The sequence below is a fragment of the Nocardia sp. alder85J genome, assembly GCF_020176955.2.
GTDB lineage: Bacteria > Actinomycetota > Actinomycetes > Mycobacteriales > Mycobacteriaceae > Nocardia.
In genome coordinates, this window is the sequence record NZ_JAIUCZ020000004.1 from 82,815 (window position 1) to 106,738 (window position 23,924).

Sequence of the window (23,924 nt, forward strand, 5' to 3'; positions counted from 1 at the left end):
TTTTCAGCTCTGACCTGCGTGAACCGGTATACCACAGGTGATATCGGTGGCCCCGAGGCCGGTCGGCGCCGACCGGATGTCGGCCGGGTGAACGCGTGTTTCGTATTCGCCCATGGGAGACTCGTCACCGATGCTCACCTACATCCAAGCCATCGTTATCGGTGCCCTGCAAGGCGTCACCGAATTGTTCCCCATCTCCAGTCTCGGACACTCGGTCTTGGTGCCCGCGTGGCTCGGCGGCTCCTGGCAGGAGCTGGTCACCGAAGGCGATTCCGACAAGGGCACACCGTATCTCGCCTTCGTCGTCGCGCTGCACGTCGCCACAGCGATCGCACTGCTGATCTACTACTGGCGGGATTGGCGCGACATCATCGTCGCATTCTTCGACAGCGTGCGGACCCGCAGCATCGAGACCTCGACCGAACGGCTGGCGTGGCTGATCATCCTCGCCACCATCCCGGTCGGCGTGCTCGGTCTGGTGCTCGAGCATCCGTTGCGCACGATGTTCGCGAAGCCGATCTTCGCCGGAGTGTTCCTGACGCTCAACGGCATTGTGCTGATCGTCGGTGAGGGGCTGCGCCGCCGCAACGCGCCCAGCCTCGCCGACTACGGCCGCAAATTCGCCGAGGACGAGGCGCGGTCCGCGGCGCAGGCGCGCGGCCTCAGCATCGAGGACGACCTGCGCGTCGAGTCCGATGCCCGCCTGTCGCACCTGACCTGGAAGGATGCCCTCGGCATCGGCCTGGCCCAATCGGGTGCGCTGCTGGCCGGTTTCAGCCGCTCCGGGCTCACCATGGTCGGCGGCCTGCTGCGCGGGCTCGACCACGAGGACACCGCGAAATTCGCCTTCCTGCTGGCCACTCCGGTGATCCTCGCCGCGGGTGTGCTGAAGTTGCCCACCCTCGCCGGTCCGCAGGGCCGCGACATCATCGGGCAGTCGATCGTCGGTGCGATCGTGGCCGGTCTGGCGGCGTGGTTCGCGGTCCGATTCCTGGAGCGGTTCTTCAAGACTCGGACGCTGCTGCCGTTCGCGGTGTACTGCCTGATCGCCGGATTGCTGTCGATTGTGCGCTTCGCATGAGCGACTGCGATCGGTGGCCGGGGGGCCGGATCGGCTAGGATTTCGAGCTTGGACGTCGCCGGAAGGGGGACCGTAAATTGTTGAGTAGCGGTGACGTCTTCGCCGGATTCACCATCGAGCGGTTGCTGGGGCAGGGCGGCATGGGCTCGGTGTATCTGGCCCGCCATCCGCGACTGCCCCGCCTGACGGCGCTGAAGCTGCTCAATCCGGAGTTGTTCGCGGACGCGGAGATTCGCGCGCGCTTCGAGCGCGAGGCGGATCTCGCCGCGCAACTCGATCATCCGAACATCGTCGCCGTCTACGATCGCGGCGCCGAGGGCGACCAGCTGTGGATGTGCATGCAGTACGTCGACGGCGTGGACGCGGCGAGCGTGCACCCGCACACGCTGCCCCCGGAGCGGGCCGTGCAGATCATCGAAGGCGTCGCGGCCGCGCTGGATTACGCGCACAGTCGCGGCGTGCTGCACCGGGATGTGAAGCCGGCCAACATCATGCTGGCGCGCTCCGGAGCGGGCAAGGGGGAGCGGGTTTTCCTCACCGACTTCGGGATCGCCCGGCTGCGTGAGGATTCCGTCCATCTCACCCAGACCGGCATGTTCACCGCGACCCTCGCCTACGCCTCACCCGAGCAGATGACCGGGCAGCCGCTGGACCATCGCTCCGACCAGTACGCGCTCGGCTGCGCCCTGTACTGGCTGCTGACCGCCACCGGCCCGTTCGATTCTCCCGACCCGTCCGAGGTGATCCACGGTCATCTGCAACTGGCGGTGCCACCCGCCAGCCACCGCCGCCCGGGGCTGTCACCCGCCCTGGACCCGGTGATCGCCCGTGCCATGGCGAAGCGCTCGGCCGACCGTTACGGCAGCTGCACCGAATTCGCGACCGCCGCCCGGCACGCCCTCACCGCACCCGCGCCGATGTTGCAGCCGATCGGCGCCAACCCGCCGCCCTTCGGGGGATCGCTGGTGGTGCCGCCACCCGGGTTGCCGGGCTCGGGACCGGTGCCGCCGCTGGGCGGGGGACAGGTTGTGCAGCCGGGTGGGGGACCGGTGGGATCACCGAACGCAGCACCGATCGGATCGCCGGGTGGGGGGCTGGTTGGGCCGCAGGGTGGCGGGCCGGTTGGGTCATCGGATGGGGGAGTGGTCGGTCCGTCGAGCGGGGGATCGGCCGGTCTGCCGGTACCAGGGTCGGCCGGGTTTCGGGGTACTGGATCGGCCGGTCCGGCCGATGTGGGATCTGCCGGAGTGCCGGGCGCGACGGGGCTGTCGGGCACGGAATCGGCCGGATGGGCCGCGCCGGACGCTGGTCCGGAAGTGCCGGTCCCACAGGATGATTCGAGCGGTTCCGAGGACCTGACGGTGCGTCACGCATTCCCGCTCGCACCACCGGCTGCGCGGCAGGGTCGCCATGCCGCCTCGGTGCCGCCGCCGGCCCCCATGATGCCCCCGTCCGCTCCGATGCCGTCACCGGCCGGCGCCGTGCCGCCGCTGCGGCCCCCGGATCCGGGCTTCCCACCCCCGCCGATGCCCTACCCGCCCGGCCTCGGTTTCCCGCCGAATCCGGCTGTGCAGCAACCCGATCCGCAGCGTGCATCGAGCGCCCTGGGATGGGTCCTGGTCGCACTGGCAGTGCTGCTGGCCGTGGTGTGCACCGCCATTCTCGTCATGCTGTACGAGCCCGGCGGGTCGGATCACGGTCATCCGGCTCCGCCCTCGCACAGCCTGTCGCATTTCTTCTGAGTCTCAGCGGGCCTTCCCGCGCAGGCCGCCGCCGCGCCCGGTGGGCCGTTCTGCCCCGGCTGTCCCCACCCCGGCCGTCACGCACCAGGCTGTGGTCCAGCCCCGACCTGTCCCGGCGACGGGTGTCGTCGCGCCAGGCAGTCCGCGCACCCGGCCGTCCTCGACCCACAGCGTCGTGGGTCGAACGCGCCTCGCACAGGTCGGATCCTGCGCTGTCCGAGTGCTGACCACCCCGTCGGCGACCATCGGCCGCCGATACCGGCTCCACCACCCGGATTGGTGCGCCGACCAGCTGATCCGATGCAGGGTCCGCGCTGAGCCCGTGACCTCCGGTAGGGAATCCGATTGCCCGGCAAGGCATTCCGCACCATGACAAATCAATCACCCATCCATCTAAAATAATCATCCATCCGTAAAATTACCTGTTAGGCTGAACCCGTGCCCGCACATCGGACCCCCGAATCCGACGCCCGTATCCGCGATGCCGACCGCACCAAGCGCTGCCTGCTCGACGCCGCCTTCGACGAGTTCTCCGCGCGCGGTTTCGCCGGCGCCCGCGTCGGAGACATCGCCGATCGGGCCGGAGTGAACAAACAGCTGATCACCTACTATTTCGGCGGCAAGGCGGGCCTCTACCGCGCCTTGCAGCAGCGCTGGCTGGAACGCGAATCGGAGTTCGCCGATCCGGAACTGCCGCTGGCCGATCTGGCAGTGCGATATCTCCAGCACGCCCTCGCCGATCCGCGCGGCATCCGAATGCTCATGTGGCGCGGGCTGTTCGACGAGGCGCCGGAGACCGAGGAGGCGACCTCCGAGGATCTGGCCGAGATCGGCCGCAGGCAGCGGCGCGGCGAGATCGCCGCCGAACTCGATCCGGCATCGGTCCGGCTGGCGGTGATGGCCATGGTCATCGCGCCGCTGTTGCTGCCCGGCGTGGTTCGCGAACTGTTCGGGACCGAAGCGCGCACACCGGAATTCGAGCAGCGCTACACAGAACAGTTGCGGCGCATGGTCGCTCGATTCGGCACATCGACAATCGAAGAAGGAGAAGACCAGTGACCTATCTCGTCACCGGCGCCCGCGGCCAGGTCGGCCGCGCTGTCATCGACGCCCTGCTCGCCGCCGGAAAACCCGTGCGCGCGGCCAGTTCCCGGCCCGAGGACACCACCGTCCCCGCCGCCGTCCCCGTGGTCGGACTCGACCCGGCCGATCCGGCCTCGGCGGCCGCCGCTGTCGACGGCGTCGAGCGCGCCTTCCTCTACGCCGCCGGCAGCGGCATCGACACCCTCGTCGCTGCCGCGAAAGCCGCAGGCGTGCAGCACATCACGCTGCTGTCCTCATCGGCCGCCGCCACCCCCGGCAACCCGATCGGCGACCGGCACCTGGTGGTGGAGCGGCCGTTGCAGGAATCCGGACTGCCGCTGACCATCCTGCGACCGGGCGCCTTCGCGGGCAACGCCCGCTGGTGGCTGTCCGGGGTGCGCTCGGACGGCGTGGTGGGCCTGCCCTTCCCCGAAGTGCAGCAGAATCCGATCCACGAAGCGGACATCGCCGACGCCGCCGTCATCAGCCTCACCGAGCCGGGTCACGCCGGAAAGATCTACCCGCTCACCGGCCCCGAATCGCTGTCGCTGCGCCGCATGGTGGAACTGCTGGCCGAGGCGGTCGACCGGCCGCTGCGCGTCGAGCGGATCAGCTACGACCAGGCGAAGGCCTTCCTCTACGAGCCGGTCCTCGCCATGTGGGCCGCCGCCGGTGACGCCCCGGCCCCGGTCGGCCCGACCGCCGAATCGGTGACCGGCAAGCCCGCCCGCACCTTCGCCCAGTGGGCCGCCGACCACGCAACCGAACTCCGTTCCGCCACAGCCTGATTCATAGCGCTGCGGTCTCGGATCGGCATGCCGCCGCCGGAGCTGTCCGGTATGCGAGCTGTCCGGGCCCCTCGGCTGGGGTTCTCAACGCTCGGCGTGAGCGCCCGGCTCGTCGACCCGGTTTCTGCCTACCCGGCAGCTGTCCAGGTCCGGCTCTGCCCGGATGCCCGGCCACGGGACCGAACTTCGGGCGTCCGACGCGCTCGGCTCGGCCGCCTGGTTCACTGAGCTGGGGTGCGTGCCCGCCCACTCCGGGTGCGGGCTGATTCGGCTGGGGTGTCGATGCGCTCGGCGAGGGTCATGATCCGTTCGGCCGGGCTGCCCCGCCCGTCCGGCTGCCCGGCTCGTTGTGTTCGGACGTGCGGCTCGCTGGGCTGTGCTCGACCCGCTCTGACCGGGTGTTTGACCGGACCGGCTGCTCAGCCCACTCGGCTGGATGCTCGACGTCGCTCGGGCCTGGTGCACGGCCGACTCCGACCGGCTGCTCGGTCGACCCGGCTGGATGCTCGACGTCGCTCGGGCCTGGTGCACGGCCGACTCCGACCGGCTGCTCGGTCGACCCGGCTGGATGCTCGACCTCGCTCGGGCCTGGTGCACGGCCGACTCCGACCGGCCGCTCGGCCCACTCGGCCGCGTGCTCGACGTCGCTCGGTCAGATGGCCCGACCGACCCACTGAGCCGGGTGCACCGCACCGTAGCCGACCGCTGCGCCGCGAATGTCCCGCGCACCCCGGCCCGGTGTGCCATCGTCGTCAACCATGTTCGGTTCACAGACGACGAAGGTGCAGTGGCGGCCCGAGGCCGGGCGGCTGGTCACCTTGATGGCGGTGGCGTTCGGCCTCACCGTGGTGATCACCCGGTTGTACCTGATGGCCTCCGGGTACCCCAAGATCGGCGGCGGCACCTATCACATCGCGCACGCGCTGTTCGGTGGCCTGCTGCTGGTGATCGCCTGCCTGCTGTTGCTGCTGTCGTCGGGCCGGACCTCGATGATCTGGGCGGCGATGCTGGCCGGCGTCGGCCTGGGCCTGTTCATCGACGAGGTGGGCAAGTTCATCACCGCCAACAACAACTACTTCTTCCCGCTCGCCGCCCCGATCATCTATCTTGCCTTCCTGCTGGTCGTCGCCGTCGCCCGGTACACCGCCCGGCGGCGCGGGCAGTCACCGGAACTGGTGCTGGCCGCCGTCATCGCCGAGATCGGCCAGTCGATCGGCGACGAGATCACCACCGCCCGGCGCGATCTGCTGCGCGGTGAACTGGCCGACATCGATCCTGCCCGATGCGGCCCGCAGCAACGGGAACTCGCCAAGGCCCTCACCACCTACCTGGACGAGGTGCCCTGCGACACCGAGACACCGGTGACCCACCGCGTCGCGGCGTTCGGACGCCGGCTGGAGCAGCGATTGCTGCCGCTGCCGGTGCTGCGGGCCGGGCTGATCACCGTGATGATCACGCACGCCGCCTGGTCGCTGTTGCGGCTGGTGCTGGCCGCGGTGGTGATCGCGGGCTGGCATTCGCACTGGCGCGAACTGGACCACCTGCTCGACATTACCTCCGGCCACGGCTGGAAGGCGTTGGTGGGCTTGGGAATCGCCGCCGTCGGCCAGATCGTGGTGGTGGCCGGATTCGGCGCCGGTGCGGTGGTGTGGCTGCGCGGGCGCGAGGAACTCGGTGTCCGCCTGGGCATCTGGTCGGACGTGGTGTCGCTGACCGTGGTGAACGTGCTGGCCAGTTACTTCAGCCAGTTCCTCACCGTCTTCACCGCCCTCGCGGAGGCGCTGCTGCTGTGGCTGCTCATCCGCTACCGCATCCGCCGCGCCCGCGCCGTGACCGAGCCCGAGCAGGCTCAGCCGAAGAAGGCCGCGGCCTCCTCGTAGCGATCCTCCGGTACCAGCTTCAGCTGCTTGGTGGCCTCCGACAGCGGCACCAGATCGATCGAGGTGCCGCGCAGCGCCACCATCTGCCCGAACTGCCCGTGGTGCACCGCCTCGGCGGCGTGCACACCGAACCGGGTCGCCAGCACCCGGTCGAACGAGGTCGGCGTGCCGCCGCGCTGCACGTGCCCGAGCACGGTGGTGCGGACCTCCTTGCCGATCCGGCGCTCGATCTCCACACCCAGCTGATGTGCGACACCGGTGAACCGCTCGTGCCCGAATTCGTCGATACCGCCCTCACGCAGGTGGAACGAGCCCTCCGCGGGCTTCGCGCCCTCGGCGACGACGCAGATGAAATGCGAATCACCGCGCTGGAACCGGCGCTTGACCATCGCGCACACATCGTCCACGTCGAACGGCACCTCGGGTAGCAGCGTGAGGTGCGCGCCGGCGGCGATACCGGAATTCATCGCGATCCAGCCGGCGTGCCGGCCCATCACCTCGACCAGCATCACGCGCTGATGCGATTCCGCCGTGGTGTGTAGCCGGTCGATCGCGTCGGTGGCGATGGCGACGGCGGTGTCGTGCCCGAAAGTGGTGTCGGTGCAGTCGATGTCGTTGTCGATGGTCTTCGGGACGCCGACCACCGGCACGCCCTCGTCGGCCAGCCAGCTGGCGGCGGTCAGCGTGCCCTCGCCACCGATCGGGATGAGCGCCTCGACGCCGTTGTCGTCGAGGGTCCGCTTGATCCGGCCCAGGCCCGCGCGCAGCAGATCCGGATTGGTACGGGCGGTACCGAGCATGGTGCCGCCCTTGGTCAGAAGTCTGTCGGTGCGGTCGTCGTTGTGGATGTGGATCTTGCGGTCCTCGAGTAGGCCGCGCCAGCCGTCCTGAAAGCCGACGACCGAGTCACCGTATCGACCGTTCGAGGTACGAACGATCGCGCGGATGACGGCATTCAGTCCGGGGCAGTCCCCACCTCCGGTCAAGACTCCGATGCGCATGCGGACTATCTTGCCGGGCCGCTGTGAAGACCGCAGCTTCGCCCCCGTGAACGTCGTGTGACCTCGGTCAGTGCACTTTCGGGCAGGTGCCGCCGACCTGCTCGTCGAGATGTTTGGACACCAGATCCGACAGTTTGGTCACGATCTGCGTGCCGGCGTCGAGGGTGCCCGAATTCGCCTGTGCCGCAATCGCGACCGCGATCTGCCCGGAGGCGGTGGTGATGATGCCGAACTGCCGGACCAGATAGTTGCCGTTGGTGTCCGCGCCCCAGCCGCTCTTGAACTGGGTGTTCTCGAGTTTCGCCAGTCCCCACTGCTGATTCCAGGCCACTTTGTTCAGCAGCGCGAGCATCGCGTCGGCGTTGGGCAGGCAGGGCAGGTGGGACACGAAGCGCAGTTGATCGTTGAGCGCCCACCCGGTCTGCACATACGGCGGATAGTCCGAGCGGGTGCGCGAGGAGGACACTGTCGTCTTCTGGTCGTCGGCCTGCCGCAGCACCGCGGTGACCGCCTTCGCAGCCGTATCGGCGGAGCCCAGCGCCTGCCACAGCACATCCGCGGACGAATTGTCCGATTCGGTCATGGCCGTCGACATCGAGGGCGTGATGCTGCCGCTGTTGGCGGCCTGTACCGCCAGCGCCAGCGGCACCTTGATCGTCGCCCACGCCGGACCGGTCGTCCAGTCGCCGAGGGTCACCATCCGGTCCGCGCCGACCGGCATGATCGCCAGCCCGGCGTGACCGTTGAGGGTCGATTGCAGGGTGACGAAGTCGGCGGCCAGCGTGCCCGGCAGCGCCGCCACCACCGAGCCGGTGGTCATGGTGGTGCTGGTCGCGGCATCCGCCGACGGGCTCACCGCGAGGCTGTCGGAATTCCGGGAGCATGCGGCGGCCAGCAGCATGCACAGCACCACACCGGCCAGCCGCACGCGCTGCTGCCCGACGGTCACCGTACCGGGCGGCGCCGGATTCTCCTCGCCGCCGCGTTGCACACGTGATGCACGCACCGTTCACACCTCCACCATCTCGAGGTGGCATGCCGCCGCTCCACCTGTAGTCGAGGCATTCTGTGCTGTCGGCGGGCCCTGGTCAAATGGGAACTGTCAGCAACGGGCGAACGCGTCACCGCGTGCACCGACCACCCCCCAGCTCACGCGCATGCCGGGCGAGCAGCGCGGACACCTTGTCGAGCATTGCGGTCGCATCGTCGAAGGTGCCCGAATCCGGTTGTGCCGCAATCGCGACCGCGACCTGTCCGGCCCAGGTGGGCAACAGGCCGAACTGCCGCACCAGATAGTTGCCGGTGTCGTCGTCGGGCCCCCAGCCGCCCTTGAATTCGGCGCCGGTGAACGAGCCCAGACCCCAGCTCTGGCTGGAGGTGATCTGACTCATCAGATCCATCACCGGGGTGGCGTGATCCAGGCACGGCAGCCGGCTGGCGAAACGCACCTGGTCGACCAGGGTCCAGACAGTGGCGCCGAAGGACATCTGGTCGTTCACCGTCTCCTTCGCGGCCGGATTGTGCCGGTCGGCGACGTCGGTGCTGGTGTCCCCGGTTTCGCGCAGCACCGCCTCCACCGCATTGGCGGCCTGCTCACCGCCGCCGAGGGCGTCCCACATCGCCTGCGCGGCCTCGTTGTCGGAGGCGGTGATGGCCGCGGCCGCGCTGTCGGCGAGACCGGTGGAGTCCTGTCGCAGCGCCGCCAGCGCCAGCGGCACCTTGATCGTCGACCAGGCCACCCCGGTGGTCCAACTGCCCAGCGTGGTGACCTGACGGCCGTCGACCGGCATCAACGCGATCCCGACGGTCCCGTGTAGGTCGTCCTGCATCGCGGCGAAATCGGCGGCGAGGGTCTTCGAGACACTGTCGGCAGGCGCCGGGACCGCCGGCGCGGGTATCCCGGGCGATCCGAGATCGGCCGGCGTCGGCACCCCCGCCTGCGCGGTGCAGGCGACCAGAGTGGTCACGGTCGCGCCGAGCAGCAGGACGATACGCAGCGCGGCACGTCGCACCGGATTCTGATCAGTAGACATACACCACCGCGTTCTCACCACCGGTACAGGTCACGTACTGGCCGGACGAGGTGCAGCTCATCGTGTAGGACCGTCCGGTCACCGGACTGGTCGCCACCACCGAGGAGGGTGCACTGGAACCGGACGCCGCCTGGGCGTACGCCTTGCGCACTGCTTCCGCGAAGGCGCAGGTGGTCGCCGTGGAGCCTGTTGCCGTTTTCGTGTACTTCCCTTGCGTTCCCGAACTGGACGAACTCGAGCAGGCCGTGGCGCTCGACGGCAACGACGACGGCACACCGGAGGCGGACGTCGACGGCTTGGCCGACGTACCGCCCGGCGTGGACGGACTGCCGGTATCGGTATCGGCCGTCGTGGTGGGCGCGGCGGTATCGGCGGCAGGGGTCCGCGCCGATCCGGACACGCTCATCAGATGCCACGCGACCACACCGACCACCGCCGCCAGCGCCAGCCCGAGCAGGAAGAGCACCACCGCCGTCACCGCCGAGCGCTTCCGCCGCGGCGGGTCGTCGTCGTACTCGTCGCCGTAACCGTAGTAATCGTCGTATCCCTCGTCATACGAGCCGTATTCCCCTGATCTCGGCACATATTCGGTGGCTGGATCGTAGCCGGAATCGGCCGCGGGATAGCCGAGATCGTGGTCATAGCCGGAGATCAACCCGTAGCCGTGCTGCTCCCCATCGGAATCGTCCAGAGCGTAGCGCTCGAGTCCGGGATGCGGAATGTACTCCGTGGCCGCGTGATCCGGGTCGTCGTCGGGCCGATTCGATTGCGGGACATAGGTTGTCGCGGGATCGTAGGCATCCGGCTCGTCATCGCCCGGATGCCGCGACGGGTACCCGGAACGATCGTCCGCCCCGCCGCCGGGATATCCGGCCGCGTCACCACCGCCGGGGTAACCCGGCTGATTCCCGCCGGTATACCCGTCGGAGTCGCGACCACCGGGGTAGCTCGCGGCGCCGCCGGTGACGTAGCCGGGTGTTCCGAGGCTGCCGAGGTGATCGGGTGTTCCGGCACTGCCGGGGTAGCCCGGCGTCCCACTGCTGCTCGGATAGCCGGGGGTTCCCACGCTGCCGGGGTAAGCGGGTGTCTCGCCGCTGCTCGGGTAGCCGGGTGATCCCGCGTTGCCAGCGCGACCAGGTGTTCCGGCACTGGCGGGGTAGCCCGGCGTGCCGCCGCCGCTCGGATAGTCCGGTGTTCCCGCGCTGCCGGGATAATCAGATGTCCCGCGACTGCCGGGGTAGCCGGCCGTCGCACTACTGCCGGGGTAGCCCGCCGCATCGCCGCTACCGGGATCGCCGGCCGAGTCGCGACCCCCGGGGTAGCCCGAGCCGCTGTGGAGATGCTGATCCGGGATGCCGCCGGGACGAGCGGATCGGCTGCCACCGGGGAAGTTCGGCGACTCGCCGCCGCCCGGGAAGCCGGATGATCCACTGCCGCTGGGATATCCGCTCGATCCCGCGCCACCCGCGAGGGGCCGGTAGCCGGCCGCCGAGCCCGGATCGCTGTCCTCCGGGCCACTTCCGGGGGCAGGCCGGTAACGGCCGGCGGAACCGATCGCTTCGAATGCGCCGAGCGAACGAGAGCCGGGAGTCCCGGGCTGATCGGCTGTCGAGTGACCGCCGGCCGGGGAACGACCGAGGTCGAACGGCCGGTCGGCAGGACCCGACGCACCCGGATAACCGCTCACACCGGAGCTTGAATTACCGATTCCCGCTGTCTGGGAACGACTTTCGGCCGAAGTGCCACTCCAGCCGGGCTGTCCGCCGATGCCCGTGGGAGGCTGGTCACCGGCGCGGCCGGCGGTCCGATCGAATCCGTCGGAACTCGGGTTGTCGATCCCCAGTTGAGCGCCCGCGCGCCGCTGAGGCAACGGCGGCAGCGGCGTGAACTCGGATTCACCGGGCCGCACCGATGTCGCATCGGTCGGCAGGATCACCGGCAGATCGTTGCCGGCGTTCGACTCGGCATCCGGATCGGGCGGCGGGATGATGCGTAGAGTACCGGTAGTGGTGTAAGTGCGAGACTGCGGATCGATCCCCGGCCGCAAATCATCCTGCCCCGCAACAGGATTCGCGGAGTCGTCCGCGCCCGGCTGCCCCGGCGCCGCGCTCGGCTGCCCCGGCACGCGACCAGGCACCTGCGTACCCCGCGAATCGGCCCCCGCCTGCCCCCCGACACCCGGCAGCTGTCCGACACCCGGGGACTGCCCGCCGCGCGGTCCACCCGCTGGCTGCCCGGGAACACCGGGCCACTGTCCGGTCCCCGGCTGCCCCTGCCCAGGTGTCGACCGCCCCGGAACACCCGGCAATTGCCCGGCCACGGACTGTCCCGGAACACCGGGCTGCCTGACTCCGGCTTGTCCCGGAACGCCCGGTTGCCCGGCGGCGGACTGCCCCGGAACGCCAGGCTGCCAGGCCGCGGGTCGCCCCGGAAGTTGTCCTGCCGCAGGCTGTCCTGGAACGTCCGGTTGTTGCCTGCCCGGCTGTCCTGGGATGCCCGACTGCTGGTCGGCCCCGGCCGGGAACTGCCCGGTGCGCGGTCCGCCCGATCGCCCGGTACCGGGATCCCCCGGATTTTGCCCCGTGCCGGACGCGGCCGAGCGCTGGCCAGGACCGTGGGCGGCCGGGAATGCACCCGTACCCGGCGCGGCCGGGAACTGGCCTGTGCCGGGCCCGGCCGGCTGGCCCGTGCCGGGTATGCCGGGGAATTGACCTGTGCCGGGTCCGGTCTGGCCTGTCCCAGGTGTGGCTGGGAATTGACCCGTGCCGGGTCCGGTCCGGCCTGTCCCAGGCGTGCCCGGGAGCTGACCTGTGCCGCGTCCGGTTGATTGACCTGTCCCGGGCATGCCCGGGACTTGATCTGTGCCGGGTCGGGCCGATTGGCTCGTCCCAGGTATGCCGGGGAGTTGACCTGTGCCGGGTCCGGTCCGGCCTGTGCCGGGAGTGCCGGGGAACTGGCTTGTGCCGGGTCCGGGCGGCTGGCCCGTGCCGGGAGTGCCCGGAAGCTGACCAGCGCCGGGTCGAGTCGACTGGCCTGTGCCAGGAGCGCCGGGAAATTGGCCTGTACCGGGTTCGGCAGACTGACCTGCTCCGGGCGAAGCCGGGTAACGACCGGTACCCGGGAAACCTGGTGCTCCCGACTGGAGGTTCGTGCCGGGGATCGCGGGGAACTGCCCGCTGCTCGGTCCGGCCGGCCGCTGTCCTGCACCGGGAGCGGCAGGGAACTGCCCGGTGCCGGCCGCCGACTGTTGACCGGATCCGGGTGCACCCGCATATCGACCGTCACCTGGTGTGCCCGACTGTCCCGCGCCCGGTGGCCGACCGCCACCCGGGGTGGCCGGATATTGCCCGGTCCCCGGTGTGGCCGGATATTGCCCGGTGGCGGGACCACTCTCGGACTGGCTTGTGCGCTTACTCTTCTGGCCGCGCGCTCGGAATTGCGCCGGGATGGTCGGTCCGGTGGGGCCGAAGGGCTGAAAGTTGCTCTGTTCCACCGCTGCCCGGCCCCAACTGGAGGGCAGATAGGTCGTCGACGGATTGAATCCGGCTTGCGGCGGGATGGTTTCGCCGGTAGCGGCCGTGGGCGGGATCAGCGGGACGAGACGCGCCGGTGGCGTCGCCGGGACGGCCGGCTCCGGTTCCGGTTGTTCCGCGGCGACCGGTACATCGACCTCATCCGGCTCCACGGGCTGGCCGGGCAGACCGGCGGCCGCGCGGGCGGCGCCGGCGAATTCCCCGCTGGTGGCATAGCGATCGGCGGGATTCTTCTCCATGGCGTGCGCGATCACCGCGTCGAGTGCCGCCGGAATCTCCCTGCGTTGCAGGCTTGCTCGCGGCGGCGGCTCCGAGAGGTGCGCGCGGATGAGTTCGCTGCGGCTGCGCGCCGGGAACGGGGTTGTGCCGGTGAGACATTCGTGCAGCACACCGGCGAGCGCATAGGTGTCGGCATGGCCGGTCACCGGTCCGGCGTCGAACCCCTCCGGCGCCGTGTAGAGGTAGGAGTTCAGCGCGGTGGCGCCGGCCCGGGCGGCACCGGTCTCACCGTCGGTGCCCGCGACGCCGAAATCGGTGAGGTACACCTCGTCGGCGGCGGTCACCAGGATGTTGGACGGCTTGACGTCGCGATGCACCAACCCGGCCGCGTGTGCGGCGTCCAGGGCGGTCGCGACCTGATAGATGAGATTGACCGCCCGCACCGGATCCAACGGCGCTTCCCGCTGGAGCAGTGAGCGCAGATTGCCCTCGCGCACGAACATCATGTCCACATACAGGACGTGATTCATCTCACCGACGCCGTAGATCGGAATGATGTGCGAATGTCCCAATTGTGCGGCTTTGCGCGATTCCTGAAGAAATCGTTGCCGATAAGTCGAGTCGTGGGTGAGTTCCGTGGACAGCAACTTCAGGGCGACGACACGATTCTGTTCGGTGTCGTAGGCCTCGTAGACCTCGCCCACTGTGCCCCTGCCGAGCAGTGAGCGCAGCTCGTACGGACCGAACTGCGTGCCGGCCCGTGATCGCGGTGCGTTCACCGGTGAAACCTCCATCGTCGTGGGCAGGGTGCGTCACCCGTGCCCGGTGGCCCACCGGGGTGCCTGCCCCTCAATCAGCAGATTCTCCAGGTGCCACGACACCGTGGTCAAATGCGAACACGATTGCCGCCGCCCGGTCCCGTAACCCCAGCTTCCCGAAGATGTGTCCTACGTGGCTCTTTACTGTCACTTCGGAGATACCGAGTTCGGAGGCTATCTCTGTATTGACACGTCCGCGACCGATGAGTTTCAGAACGTCGAGTTCGCGAGCGGTCAGTTCGTTGAGATGCTCCTCACGCGAGGCCGAGGTGGGCCGCGTGGAACGGTATGCCGATAGCACCCGACCCGTCACCGACGGATCCAGCCAGGAGTCGCCACCGGCGACCGTACGGACCGCCCGGATCAGGTCCTCGGCCGGGGAATCCTTGAGGATGAAACCGGCGGCCCCCGCTCGCAGCGCACCGGACAGCAAATGGTCGTCGTCGAAGGTGGTGAGTACGAGCACCGGGGGCGCCTGCTCACCTGTGCGCACCCGCTGCGTCGCGTCGATGCCGCCCACCCGCTTCATCCGCAGGTCCATCAGCACCACATCCGGCCGTTGCGCGGCCAGTGCGGCGGGCACCTCGTCACCGTCGGAGCACTCGGTGACGACGAAGCCGTCGCGGCGGCGCAGGATGCGCCGGAGACCACCACGGACCAGTTCCTGATCGTCGACGACGAGGACGGCGATCGTCTCGGCCTCGCCGGGGCCGTCGGCGATCACATGCTCTCCTGGAATTTGCGGGTGACGGAGCTGAACGCATCCCGGACCAGCCGCAACGGATCGTCCTGGGTGGTGACCAGGCACGCCGGCCCGGACTTGCCGCTGAGCGGGATGCGCGCGGTGACCTGCCAGCCACCGTGCGCCGGCCCCGCGGACAACGTGCCCCCGAGCAGATCGGCCCGCTGTCGCATGCCGGCGATCCCCATTCCGCCACCGGGCCGGACCACCACCCAGCCCGGCAGTGTATTGACCACGGCCACAGTCGCTTCCGCGGCCGTCACGGCGATGCGCAAGGTCACCGTGGCGCCTGCGGCGTGTTTGGCGACATTCGCGAGCGATTCCTGGCTGATGCGGTACAGCGCCAGACCCGTTGTCGCCGAGACGCTCCGGCCGTCGCCGGCGTGCTGATAGTCCACCTTCAGCCCCGCGCGCACGAAGCCGTCGACGAGCTCGGGGATATCGTCGAGCGTGGGCTCGGGGGTGGCCGGTGACCGGAGCTCGCCGAGCAGGCCCACCGTACGGCGGATGTCGGCCATCGCCTGCCGGCCCAGCCGTTCCGCGTCGACCAGGGCGTCGACCGCCTCGTCGACATCGCGATCGGTTTGCAGCGAGTGCCGGGCGGCGGTGAGATGCAGCAGGGTGATGCTCAGCGAATGCGCGATCACATCGTGCACCTCGCGGGCGATGCGATGTCGCTCCTCGTCGGCGGCCTGGGCGGTGCGGATGGTCTGGTTCTCGCGCTCCTGATATAGGTACAGCCGCTGGTACTGCATCATGACGCCGACCAGTTCACCCAGCACGACCGCGATCAGATAACTGGGCAGCGCATCGAGGCCGGGGCCGACCGCGTGGAACACCAGCAGCTCGGCCAGCGCGGCGCCGGCGAAGGGCAGGCTGATGTGCTTCGGCCCGATGGCGGCGACCTCTCCGGCGACCACCACCAGCACGAACGGTGAGGCATCGAGCGCCACCGGTTGCAGCAGGAACAGCCCCTCCGACACCAAGCCGATGAGCGACAAGGGGATCGGCCGCGGTTGCACCCCGAAGACGGTGAGGATCGGATAGGTGAATGTCACCAGCAGAACCGCGAGAATCGGTACGGCGCTGGGGAAATAGGCGTGCCGCTGCACGACCGCGGCGACCGCCGCGATGGCCAGCGTCAGATCCGCGACCAGGATGACCGACGGCGGATAGTCCAGCGGCATTTCCTCCACATGCCGATGGAAGGCGCCGCTCGGGTCGCGCATGAAATCGAGCAGGCGTTGCCGGCCGTGCTGCCATCCGACCACGACCTGCCACGCCGCACGAACCAGCAGTGCCGCGGACGCGGCGAAGACGATGACGCGGAGCACCTCCATGTCTCCAGGCTAGCGATCGGATCCGCCGGGTTCATCGTCCCGGAATCGGGTCGCACCTCCTACCCCGGTAGGAGAGAAAGTCTCGTCCACGGCACGAGGTTTCGCGAGATCGAGATCCGTAGCGTGAGTGCCGAGCACCCGGTGCGGCGGAGGACCGGTGGCGGCGTCACAACGCAAGGGAAACGCAAGGGAGAGGGGTGGAGTCATGACCTGGTCAGATCTGCACGCGCGCACCGAGATCATCGACACGGTGCTCGCACGCGGTGCGGTCGACCCGGCCGATCCACGGCTGTTGCAGGACCTTCCGGAGTCGGAGCGGCTGTTCGGCGGCCCGGCCGGAATCCTGGCCGCACTGCAATATCGGTGGGACAACCATGTGCGAGCGAAGTCCGATCTGGCCTTGATGGAGGGGCGATCGTCCGCCGAGGTTTACAGGCAGTTGGCCACCGAACAGCCCGCACTCCGGGCGATACTCGATGCGCATCATGCGCGCAACCACCGATCCGGCCGCGTACTGGTGCGCTGAAAGAGGCAGGGGGACAGCCATGTTGGAACTGACGGATGTCGTCAAGGAATATCGCGTGGGCGGTCAGGTGGTGCGCGCACTCGATCGGGTGAGCCTGCGCATCGAGTCGGGCGAGTTCACCGCGATCGTGGGCCCGTCCGGCTCCGGCAAGAGCACGCTACTGCATCTCCTGGGCGCCCTGGACTGCCCGGATTCCGGTTCCATCCGGTTCCGCGGCGAGGAGATCGCCGACCTGGACGACGATCGGCAGTCCGAATTCCGCCGCCACCGTGTGGGTTTCGTCTTCCAGTTCTTCAACCTGCTACCGACCCTGTCGGCGTGGGAGAACGTGGCCGTCCCGAGACTGCTGGACGGCACCGGCCTGCGCAAGGCCAGACCCCGCGCCCTGGAACTACTCGACCTGGTCGGCTTGGCGGATCGCGCACAACACCGGCCGTCCGAGTTGTCCGGCGGCCAGATGCAGCGGGTGGCGGTGGCCCGCGCGCTGATCATGGATCCACCCCTGATCCTCGCCGACGAACCCACCGGCAACCTGGATTCGGCCACCGGCGCCGCCATCCTGGAACTGTTGCGCGACATCGCCGCCCGCGGCAATTCGGTCGTCATGGTCACCCACGACATGACCGCCGTCGAATACTGCGACCGCGTGATCACCCTGCACGACGGCCGCGTAGGCATGCATGAGCAGCTGTTTCGCGACAGCGCCGCCGGTGCGCACCGCCGGCCCGTGACGGCCGGCCAGGTTGCAACCGGCGAGGATTCGACGAACGAGGATCCCACTGGCGAGGCCCCGACTGGCGAGGCCTCGCCGTTCGGGGATTCGATTGGTAGGGCCTCGTTCGGTGCGGGGCCGAGCGGTGGTAATTCGCCCGGCGGGGATTCGCCCCGCAAAGACTCGCCCGGCGGGGGTCCGGTCGGCAACGACTCGCATGGTAAGGGTTCGGCTGGCGAGGGTTTGCCCGGCAAGGGTTCGACCGGCGAGGGTTTGCCCGGTAAGAGTCCGACCGGCGAGGGTTTGCCCGGCGAGGGCTTGCCCGGCAAGAGTCCGATCGGCAACGACTCGTCCGGCAGAGGTCCGGCTGGCGACTCCCCGCCCGGCAACGCCTCGCCCAGCAAGAAACCGGCGTGCGCAGGTACGTCCGACACGGGCTTGCCCGGCACAGATCCGGCTGCCGACGGCGGTCAGCCGCAGAGCGTGGAGCTGCGATCGTGATCCGCGCGGCGTGGGATCGGTTGCGGTTGTTCAACATCGGCGAGTTGGTCGTCCATCGTGGCCGGACTGTCATTGCCATGGCCGTGATGGCGGTGTCCGCCGGATTACTGGTGTCGGTGTTCAGTATCGCGGGGTCGGTGACCGGTTCGGTCGACCAGCTCACCAAGAGTCTCGGCGGCAGAGCGCAACTGGAGATCACCGGGATCACCGACGACGGGTTCGACCAGGGCGTGCTGGCGCAGGTGCGCGCGGTGCCCGGCGTGCAGGCGGCGGTGCCGATGCTGCGGACCCAGCTCGATCCCGGCGGGGACCCGATCCTGCTGGTCGGCGCCGACGCCAGCGTCGGGGCGCTGGGCAGTTCGCTCGACGCGCCGCTGCGAAGCGGCGCGGGGCAATTGCTCGGCACCCCGAACGGGGTGCTGGTGGGCACCGCTCTCGGTCACCCGGCGGGCGATCGTTTCCGCCTCGGGTCCACCACGGTGACGGTCGCGGGCCGCCTCGACGACGCTACCTCCCGCCGGCTGAACGGCGGGCACATCGTCGTCGCCACGCTCCCCGTCGCACAGCAACTCGCCGGCCGCACCGGCACTGTCGACTCCATCGAGATCGTGCCCGCCGCCGGCGTCGACGTGGGACGGTTGCGCACCACGTTGACCGCCGTGGTGAACGGCCGTGCGGTGGTGGCCGATCCGGGGTTGCGCACCGCACAGGCCGGCGGGGCCATCCAGCTGATCCGCTATTCCACCACGATGGCCTCCGCGGCGGCGCTGATCGTCTCCGGATTCCTCATCTACAACGCGATGAGTATGGCTGTGGCGCAACGACGTCCGATGTTGTCGCTGCTGCGTGCGATGGGTGGCCGCCGGACCCCGATGGTCCGCGATCTGATCGCCGAGGCGGCGTTGCTCGGCCTGCTCGGTGGCGCGATCGGCGCGGTGGCCGGAATGTTCGCCGGGCGGGCCGCGATCGCCCGGATTCCGGCGGCGATGATCGCGTCGGTGCAGGCGCACATCGACTATCTGGTGCCGGGCTATGCCGTACCCGCGGCGATCGCGGCCTGCGTCCTGGCCAGCGTGACGGCCTCGGCGATCGCCGCCCGCCAGATCTACAAGGTGCAGCCGATCGAGGCGCTGGCCCCGGTGGGCGTCTCGAAGGCCGATGTGGTGAGCCCGCTGTTGCGCGCGGCCGCCGTCGTGCTGGGTGCGTTGCTGGTCGGCGCGTCGATCGCCATCGCCCGCACCGACCTCGGCCGCTATTCGCTGGCCGCGATCTCGCTGTCGATCACGGCCGCGGTGGTGTTGTGTTTCGCCGCGACCGGACCGATCGTGCGACTGGCCGCCGCTGTCGCCCGGTTGCTCGGTGCGCCGGGAGCGCTCGGCGCCACCACCCTCGAACGGTCGCCGCGACGGGTGTGGGCCACCGTGATGACGGTGATGATCGGGGTGACGGCGACCGTGGCCATGGGTGGTGCCTCCGCCAATCTCGTCGACGCGGCCACCGCGGGTTATGCCGATCTGGCCCGGCGCGACGCGTTCGTCAGCCCCACACCCATGGCCTCCTATCCCACCGGCCCGATCCTTCCGGCCGATCTGAAGGCCAGGATCGCGGCGATCCCGGGTGTCGTCGACGTAGGCTCGGCACAGATGGCCTTCGCGACCCTGGGCCGGGGCCGGGTCATGTTGCAGGCATACCAGCGCAACGTCCCGTCCGCCCTCGTCGACGGGCTGAAACCCGGTGTGGCGGAACGGATGTCGACCGGATCCGGAGTGGTGGTCTCCCGCGACGTCGCGCGCGAACTGCATGTCCGGGAGGGATCGACGCTGGACCTGCCCACCCCGACCGGCGTCCACCCCGTCCAGGTGTTACAGGTGATCCCGTACTTCTCGGCGATCGCCGGCACCGTGCTCCTGGATCTGGACATCCTGCGGCAGTGGTATGCCCGCCCCGGCGAGACCATCCTCGGCATCAATTTCGCACCCGGCGCCGACCGTGCCGCGACCTTCGCCGCGATTCGTGCCGTCCTGCCCGTAGGGGCCTTCGTCGCGAGCGGCCGCGACGCGGTGGCGGGGGTCTCCGAGGGCGTCAGCCAGGGCACGGCCCTGTCCGGTTCCATCCTCTGGATCGTGGTGCTGGTCTCCACCATCGCCCTGCTCAACACCCTGATGCTGTCCGTTCTGGAACGCCGCCGCGAACTCGGCGTGCTGCGCGCGATGGGCATCAGCCGCCGTTTCCTGCTGCGCACGGTGCTCTCCGAGGCGGCCGGCATCGGATGTGCCGGCGCCGCACTGGGTCTCACGGTCGGCGCGGCGGTGCAATATCTCGCCACCCTCGCCCTCGGTCACGCCATGACCATCGACGTCCCCTACCGCCCCGGCCCGATGCTGCTGGTCTACGCCGCGGCCGCCCTGACCCTCGCCCTGCTCGGCTCGATCCCACCGGCCCTGCGCGCCGCCCGCCTGCCCATCGTGGAGGCGATCGCCGCGGACTGACCGGTGTCCAGGAGGGGAGCCCTCACCCGGCCCGGCCGGGTGAGGGCCTGTCTCCAGAGCCGGCGGTGCCAACCATTTCGTCCGAATTGCCTGGTGGCAAGCTGTTGTGGCGCTCTCGAGGGCGGTCGCCGATCCGGCCCGCCGAGGCAGTCCCACCTGGAGGCTGCCGAACCGGCCCCACGGCTACCGCGGCGAACGAAGCCGCGAGCACAAGCACCGGCCGGCCCACCGGCATCCGAGTGAGCCCCGCACCGCCCGCGAAGCGAGTGCGTACCTCCGGCAGCCCGGTTACCGTGGGGCATGGCCGATTTCGAGATTCCCGATCTGCCCGACGATGTCGTGGTGACGATGGCGAAGCGAGCCCGAGCCGCCGGGCTGTCGCTGCCCGATTATCTCCGGCACGAACTCGTCCGTTCCGGCCGCCGGCACTCCTACCTCGACGCGATCGTGGAGTTCCAGGAGATCCGGGACCGGGAGGCCGCGGATCTGCACCCGAGCCTGCGGGTCGACATCGATGCCGTGCTCGCCTCCATGCGGTACGTCCGCGGGGAGTGACGCCCGACCACTCGATTCCGACGGCGTGCCGCATGCGGCAGGGGTGCGACAACCGGAACCGGGTGCGACGGGGAGTGCGGGGATCTCACAGTCGGAGGTTTTCCCTAAACTTGTCGGCATGACTGCACCCACGGTGGACTTGATGGACTATGCCGACGTCATCGACCGGTACGAGCCGGTGCTGGGCATGGAGGTCCACGTCGAGCTGGGCACCGCGACCAAGATGTTCTGCGGCTGCCCCACCGCATTCGGCGCCGAGCCGAACACCCAGGTGTGCCCGGTGTGCCTGGGCCTGCCGGGCTCGCTGCCGGTGGTGAACCAGAAGGCGGTCGAGTCGGCCATCCGCATCGGCCTCGCCCTGAACTGCTCCATCACCCCGTGGGGCCGGTTCGCGCGGAAGAACTACTTCTATCCGGACCAGCCGAAGAACTACCAGATCAGCCAGTACGACGAGCCGATCGCGCAGAACGGCTACCTGGAGGTCATCCTCGACGACGGCGGCACCTTCCGCGTCGAGATCGAGCGGGCCCACATGGAGGAGGACACCGGCAAGTCGGTGCACGTGGGCGGCGCCACCGGCCGCATCCACGGTGCCAGCCACTCGCTGCTGGACTACAACCGCGCCGGAGTCCCGCTGATCGAGATCGTCACCAAGCCCATCACCGGCGCCGGCGAGCGCGCCCCCGAGGTGGCCCGCGCCTACGTCACCGCCCTGCGCGATCTGCTGAAGTCGCTCGGCGTCTCCGACGTCAAGATGGAGCAGGGTTCGCTGCGCTGCGACGCCAACGTCTCGCTGATGCCGAAGGGCGCCACCGAATTCGGCACCCGCACCGAGACGAAGAACGTCAACTCGCTCAAGAGCGTCGAGGTCGCGGTGCGCTACGAGATGCGCCGCCAGGCCGCCGTGCTGGCCGCGGGCGGCAGCATCGTCCAGGAGACCCGGCACTTCCACGAGGCCGACAACTCCACCTCGCCCGGCCGCCGCAAGGAGACCGCCGAGGACTACCGCTACTTCCCGGAGCCCGATCTGGAGCCCATCGCTCCCGACGCCGCCTGGGTCGAGGAATTGCGCGCCACCATCCCCGAATACCCGTGGCTGCGCCGCGGCCGCATCCAGGCCGAATGGAACCTCTCCGACGAGGTGTTCCGCGACCTGATCAACGCCGGCGCGCTCGACCTCATCATCGCCACCGTCGACGCCGGCGCCTCGGTCGACGCCGCCCGCTCCTGGTGGGTCGCCTACCTCACCGAGAAGGCGAAGGAGCGCGAGGTCGCCCTGGAGGATCTGCCGATCACCGCGAAGCAGGTCGCCGAGGTGGCGGGCCTGGTCGAGGCGAAGACCATCAACAACAAGGTCGCCAAGCAGGTCGTCGATCTGGTGCTCGCCGGTGAGGGCAATCCGGCCGAGATCGTCGAGGCCAAGGGCCTGGGCATGGTCTCCGACGATTCGGCGTTGCAGTCCGAGATCGACAAGGCGCTGACCGCCAATCCGGATATCGCCGACAAGATCCGCTCCGGCAAGGTGCAGGCCGCGGGCAAGATCGTCGGCGATGTCATGAAGGCTACCCGCGGTCAGGCCGACGCCGCCCGCGTCCGCGAACTGGTCCTCGCCGCCTGCGGCGTCGCCTGAGCGGCGGCCGAGCCGGCGAGCCGACAGTCGGAATTCGTGCCCGGCCCACCACGGCCGGGCACGAACCGCTCGACTACTCCCGCCCGCCGCCCCCACCCGAGGGCGCGATCACCACGACCCGGTCGTCGGTCGGGGTCGGCTGCCCGCCCACCTTGTTGACGGTGTCCACCCAGATGGTCCCGTTCGGCCCCGGCGCGGCGGCGTTGAGCCGGCCCCACTTGTCCTGGTACAGCAGCCCCGGCGCCGCGGTGATGGCGTAGGTGTCCTTCTCGGTCTTCGCGAACGCCATGCCGCGCGCAGTGGTCATGGCGACGGCGACGAAATCGACCCCGGCCGCGCAACCGGCCACCCCGGGATGATCGGGCCAGGTCCACGCGGTGCTGACGGTGCCGGTCGAGGCGAGGCGCTGCAACCGGTCCTCGACCGCCGTCCGGTCGGTGAACCACAGATTGCCCTGATCGCCCTGGCACAGTCCGCCCGCGGTGCCGATACCCGACACCAGCACCTGCGGCGCCGCCGACGATCCCGAACGCGGCGAATCGACCTGCAACAGTTTGCCCGCCAGCGAGCCAGGGTCGTTCGCGGCGCCAGGATTACCGGCATCGCCGGTGAGCACCACCAGTTTGTCCGGATCGGTGAACAGGAGGGACCCGTGATTCCCGCTGGCGCCCTTCGGGATTCCGGTGAGGATCGGCTTGGCCGTCCCGTCCGATCCGATGCGCACCACGCGGTTGTCGCTCGGCGTGGTGATGTAGGCGTACAGCAGATGGTCCTCGTTGTAGCTGGGCGACAGCGCGATGTCGTTCAGCCCGCCGTCGCCGGAGGCATCCACATCCACCTGCGCGACCTGCTTGAGGTATTCCGGCCACGGCCCCGGATCCTGGGTATCGATCAGGAAGACCTTGCCGGTGGACCGCTCGGCGACCAGCCCGCTGAGCCCGTCCGGCAACGGGATCAGCCCGGTCGGATCGTTCACACAGCTGGCGATGACCGCCGGATCCGGATCCTCACACGGTCCGGGCGGACGTTTGGTGGTGGTCGGCGCCTGCGGTGAGGTCGGGCCCATGCCCTCGGGCTCGATGGTCGGCGCGGGGGTGAACGGTTTGGAGGCGGATTCGTCGAACCGGGCACAGCCGGACACCAGACCGGCGGTGACGGCCAGGATCGCGACGATTCGGCCGGCGACAACCAAACTCATAGCTCAGACGTTACGGAAGGATGCAGCCCGGCGCTCGCAGGGGTCGGATCATG

16 protein-coding genes and 2 pseudogenes are annotated in these 23,924 nt (G+C 69.5%); 10 read left to right on the forward strand and 8 right to left on the reverse strand.

All coding sequences use genetic code 11. The annotated features are described in order from the left end of the window. The first annotated feature begins 130 nt into the window (after positions 1-130). The 5 genes from LBW94_RS16355 (at position 131) to LBW94_RS16375 (ending at position 6,574) form a co-directional block, all read left to right on the forward strand. Entirely contained in the window at positions 131-1,081 is a 951-nt protein-coding gene (locus LBW94_RS16355) for an undecaprenyl-diphosphate phosphatase (RefSeq protein ID WP_225059485.1), read from the forward strand. An 80-nt stretch (positions 1,082-1,161) separates the two neighbouring features. Then, positions 1,162-2,823: a serine/threonine-protein kinase gene (locus LBW94_RS16360; protein WP_323137878.1), complete on the forward strand. Its 1,662-nt coding sequence runs from the start codon at positions 1,162-1,164 to the stop codon at positions 2,821-2,823. A 438-nt stretch (positions 2,824-3,261) separates the two neighbouring features. Continuing rightward, complete coding sequence (locus LBW94_RS16365) at positions 3,262-3,882, forward strand: TetR/AcrR family transcriptional regulator (RefSeq protein WP_225059476.1); 621 nt, start codon at positions 3,262-3,264, stop codon at positions 3,880-3,882. Continuing rightward, positions 3,879-4,694 carry an SDR family oxidoreductase gene (locus LBW94_RS16370; RefSeq protein WP_225059477.1) on the forward strand — a complete coding sequence of 272 codons (816 nt, stop codon included), beginning with the start codon at positions 3,879-3,881 and terminating at the stop codon, positions 4,692-4,694. The genes LBW94_RS16365 and LBW94_RS16370 overlap by 4 nt, the downstream gene beginning before the upstream one ends. 758 nt (positions 4,695-5,452) lie before the next feature. Beyond that, positions 5,453-6,574: a hypothetical protein gene (locus tag LBW94_RS16375; protein ID WP_225061923.1), complete on the forward strand. Its 1,122-nt coding sequence runs from the start codon at positions 5,453-5,455 to the stop codon at positions 6,572-6,574. Here the strand turns inward: LBW94_RS16375 and LBW94_RS16380 are convergent. From LBW94_RS16380 to LBW94_RS16410, 7 genes and pseudogenes are all read right to left on the reverse strand, one after another. Next, positions 6,544-7,575 carry an ATP-dependent 6-phosphofructokinase gene (locus LBW94_RS16380; RefSeq protein ID WP_225061924.1) on the reverse strand — a complete coding sequence of 344 codons (1,032 nt, stop codon included), beginning with the start codon at positions 7,573-7,575 and terminating at the stop codon, positions 6,544-6,546. The genes LBW94_RS16375 and LBW94_RS16380 overlap by 31 nt on opposite strands. 67 nt (positions 7,576-7,642) lie before the next feature. Continuing rightward, a complete protein-coding gene (locus tag LBW94_RS16385) occupies positions 7,643-8,581 on the reverse strand; it encodes a class A beta-lactamase-related serine hydrolase (RefSeq protein ID WP_225061925.1) in 939 nt (312 codons plus the stop codon). A gap of 115 nt (positions 8,582-8,696) precedes the next feature. Continuing rightward, positions 8,697-9,608 carry a hypothetical protein gene (locus LBW94_RS16390; protein ID WP_225061926.1) on the reverse strand — a complete coding sequence of 304 codons (912 nt, stop codon included), beginning with the start codon at positions 9,606-9,608 and terminating at the stop codon, positions 8,697-8,699. Beyond that, positions 9,598-10,674: a hypothetical protein gene (locus LBW94_RS16395; RefSeq protein WP_225061964.1), complete on the reverse strand. Its 1,077-nt coding sequence runs from the start codon at positions 10,672-10,674 to the stop codon at positions 9,598-9,600. The genes LBW94_RS16390 and LBW94_RS16395 overlap by 11 nt, the downstream gene beginning before the upstream one ends. A gap of 2,736 nt (positions 10,675-13,410) precedes the next feature. Then, positions 13,411-14,154: pseudogene (locus LBW94_RS44430) on the reverse strand (serine/threonine-protein kinase); the annotation flags it as partial. A gap of 55 nt (positions 14,155-14,209) precedes the next feature. Further along, positions 14,210-14,902, reverse strand: coding sequence for a response regulator (locus tag LBW94_RS16405; protein WP_225061927.1), 693 nt, complete (start codon positions 14,900-14,902; stop codon positions 14,210-14,212). Beyond that, the gene (locus LBW94_RS16410) at positions 14,899-16,260 is read right to left on the reverse strand and encodes a sensor histidine kinase (RefSeq protein WP_225061928.1); all 1,362 of its coding nucleotides are present in this window, start codon (positions 16,258-16,260) and stop codon (positions 14,899-14,901) included. Before LBW94_RS16410 ends, LBW94_RS16405 begins: the two co-directional genes overlap by 4 nt. A gap of 205 nt (positions 16,261-16,465) precedes the next feature. Here LBW94_RS16410 and LBW94_RS16415 point away from each other — a divergent pair, with 205 nt between their 5' ends. The 5 genes and pseudogenes from LBW94_RS16415 to gatB all read left to right on the forward strand — a co-directional run bounded on the left by LBW94_RS16415 (position 16,466) and on the right by gatB (position 22,673). Continuing rightward, positions 16,466-16,786: a hypothetical protein gene (locus tag LBW94_RS16415; RefSeq protein WP_225061929.1), complete on the forward strand. Its 321-nt coding sequence runs from the start codon at positions 16,466-16,468 to the stop codon at positions 16,784-16,786. A gap of 19 nt (positions 16,787-16,805) precedes the next feature. Continuing rightward, positions 16,806-17,462: pseudogene (locus LBW94_RS16420) on the forward strand (ABC transporter ATP-binding protein); the annotation flags it as partial. Between the two features lie 533 nt (positions 17,463-17,995). Continuing rightward, the gene (locus tag LBW94_RS16425) at positions 17,996-20,488 is read left to right on the forward strand and encodes an FtsX-like permease family protein (RefSeq protein ID WP_225061930.1); all 2,493 of its coding nucleotides are present in this window, start codon (positions 17,996-17,998) and stop codon (positions 20,486-20,488) included. Positions 20,489-20,788: 300 nt separating this feature from the next. Beyond that, positions 20,789-21,043, forward strand: coding sequence for a hypothetical protein (locus tag LBW94_RS16430; protein ID WP_225061931.1), 255 nt, complete (start codon positions 20,789-20,791; stop codon positions 21,041-21,043). Positions 21,044-21,161: 118 nt separating this feature from the next. Beyond that, entirely contained in the window at positions 21,162-22,673 is a 1,512-nt protein-coding gene (gene gatB, locus LBW94_RS16435; RefSeq protein ID WP_225061932.1) for an Asp-tRNA(Asn)/Glu-tRNA(Gln) amidotransferase subunit GatB, read from the forward strand. Positions 22,674-22,746: 73 nt separating this feature from the next. Here gatB and LBW94_RS16440 read toward each other — a convergent pair whose 3' ends face one another. Then, on the reverse strand, positions 22,747-23,871 hold the full coding sequence (locus LBW94_RS16440; protein ID WP_225061933.1) for a PQQ-dependent sugar dehydrogenase: 1,125 nt from the start codon (positions 23,869-23,871) through the stop codon (positions 22,747-22,749). Between the last annotated feature and the right edge of the window lie 53 nt (positions 23,872-23,924).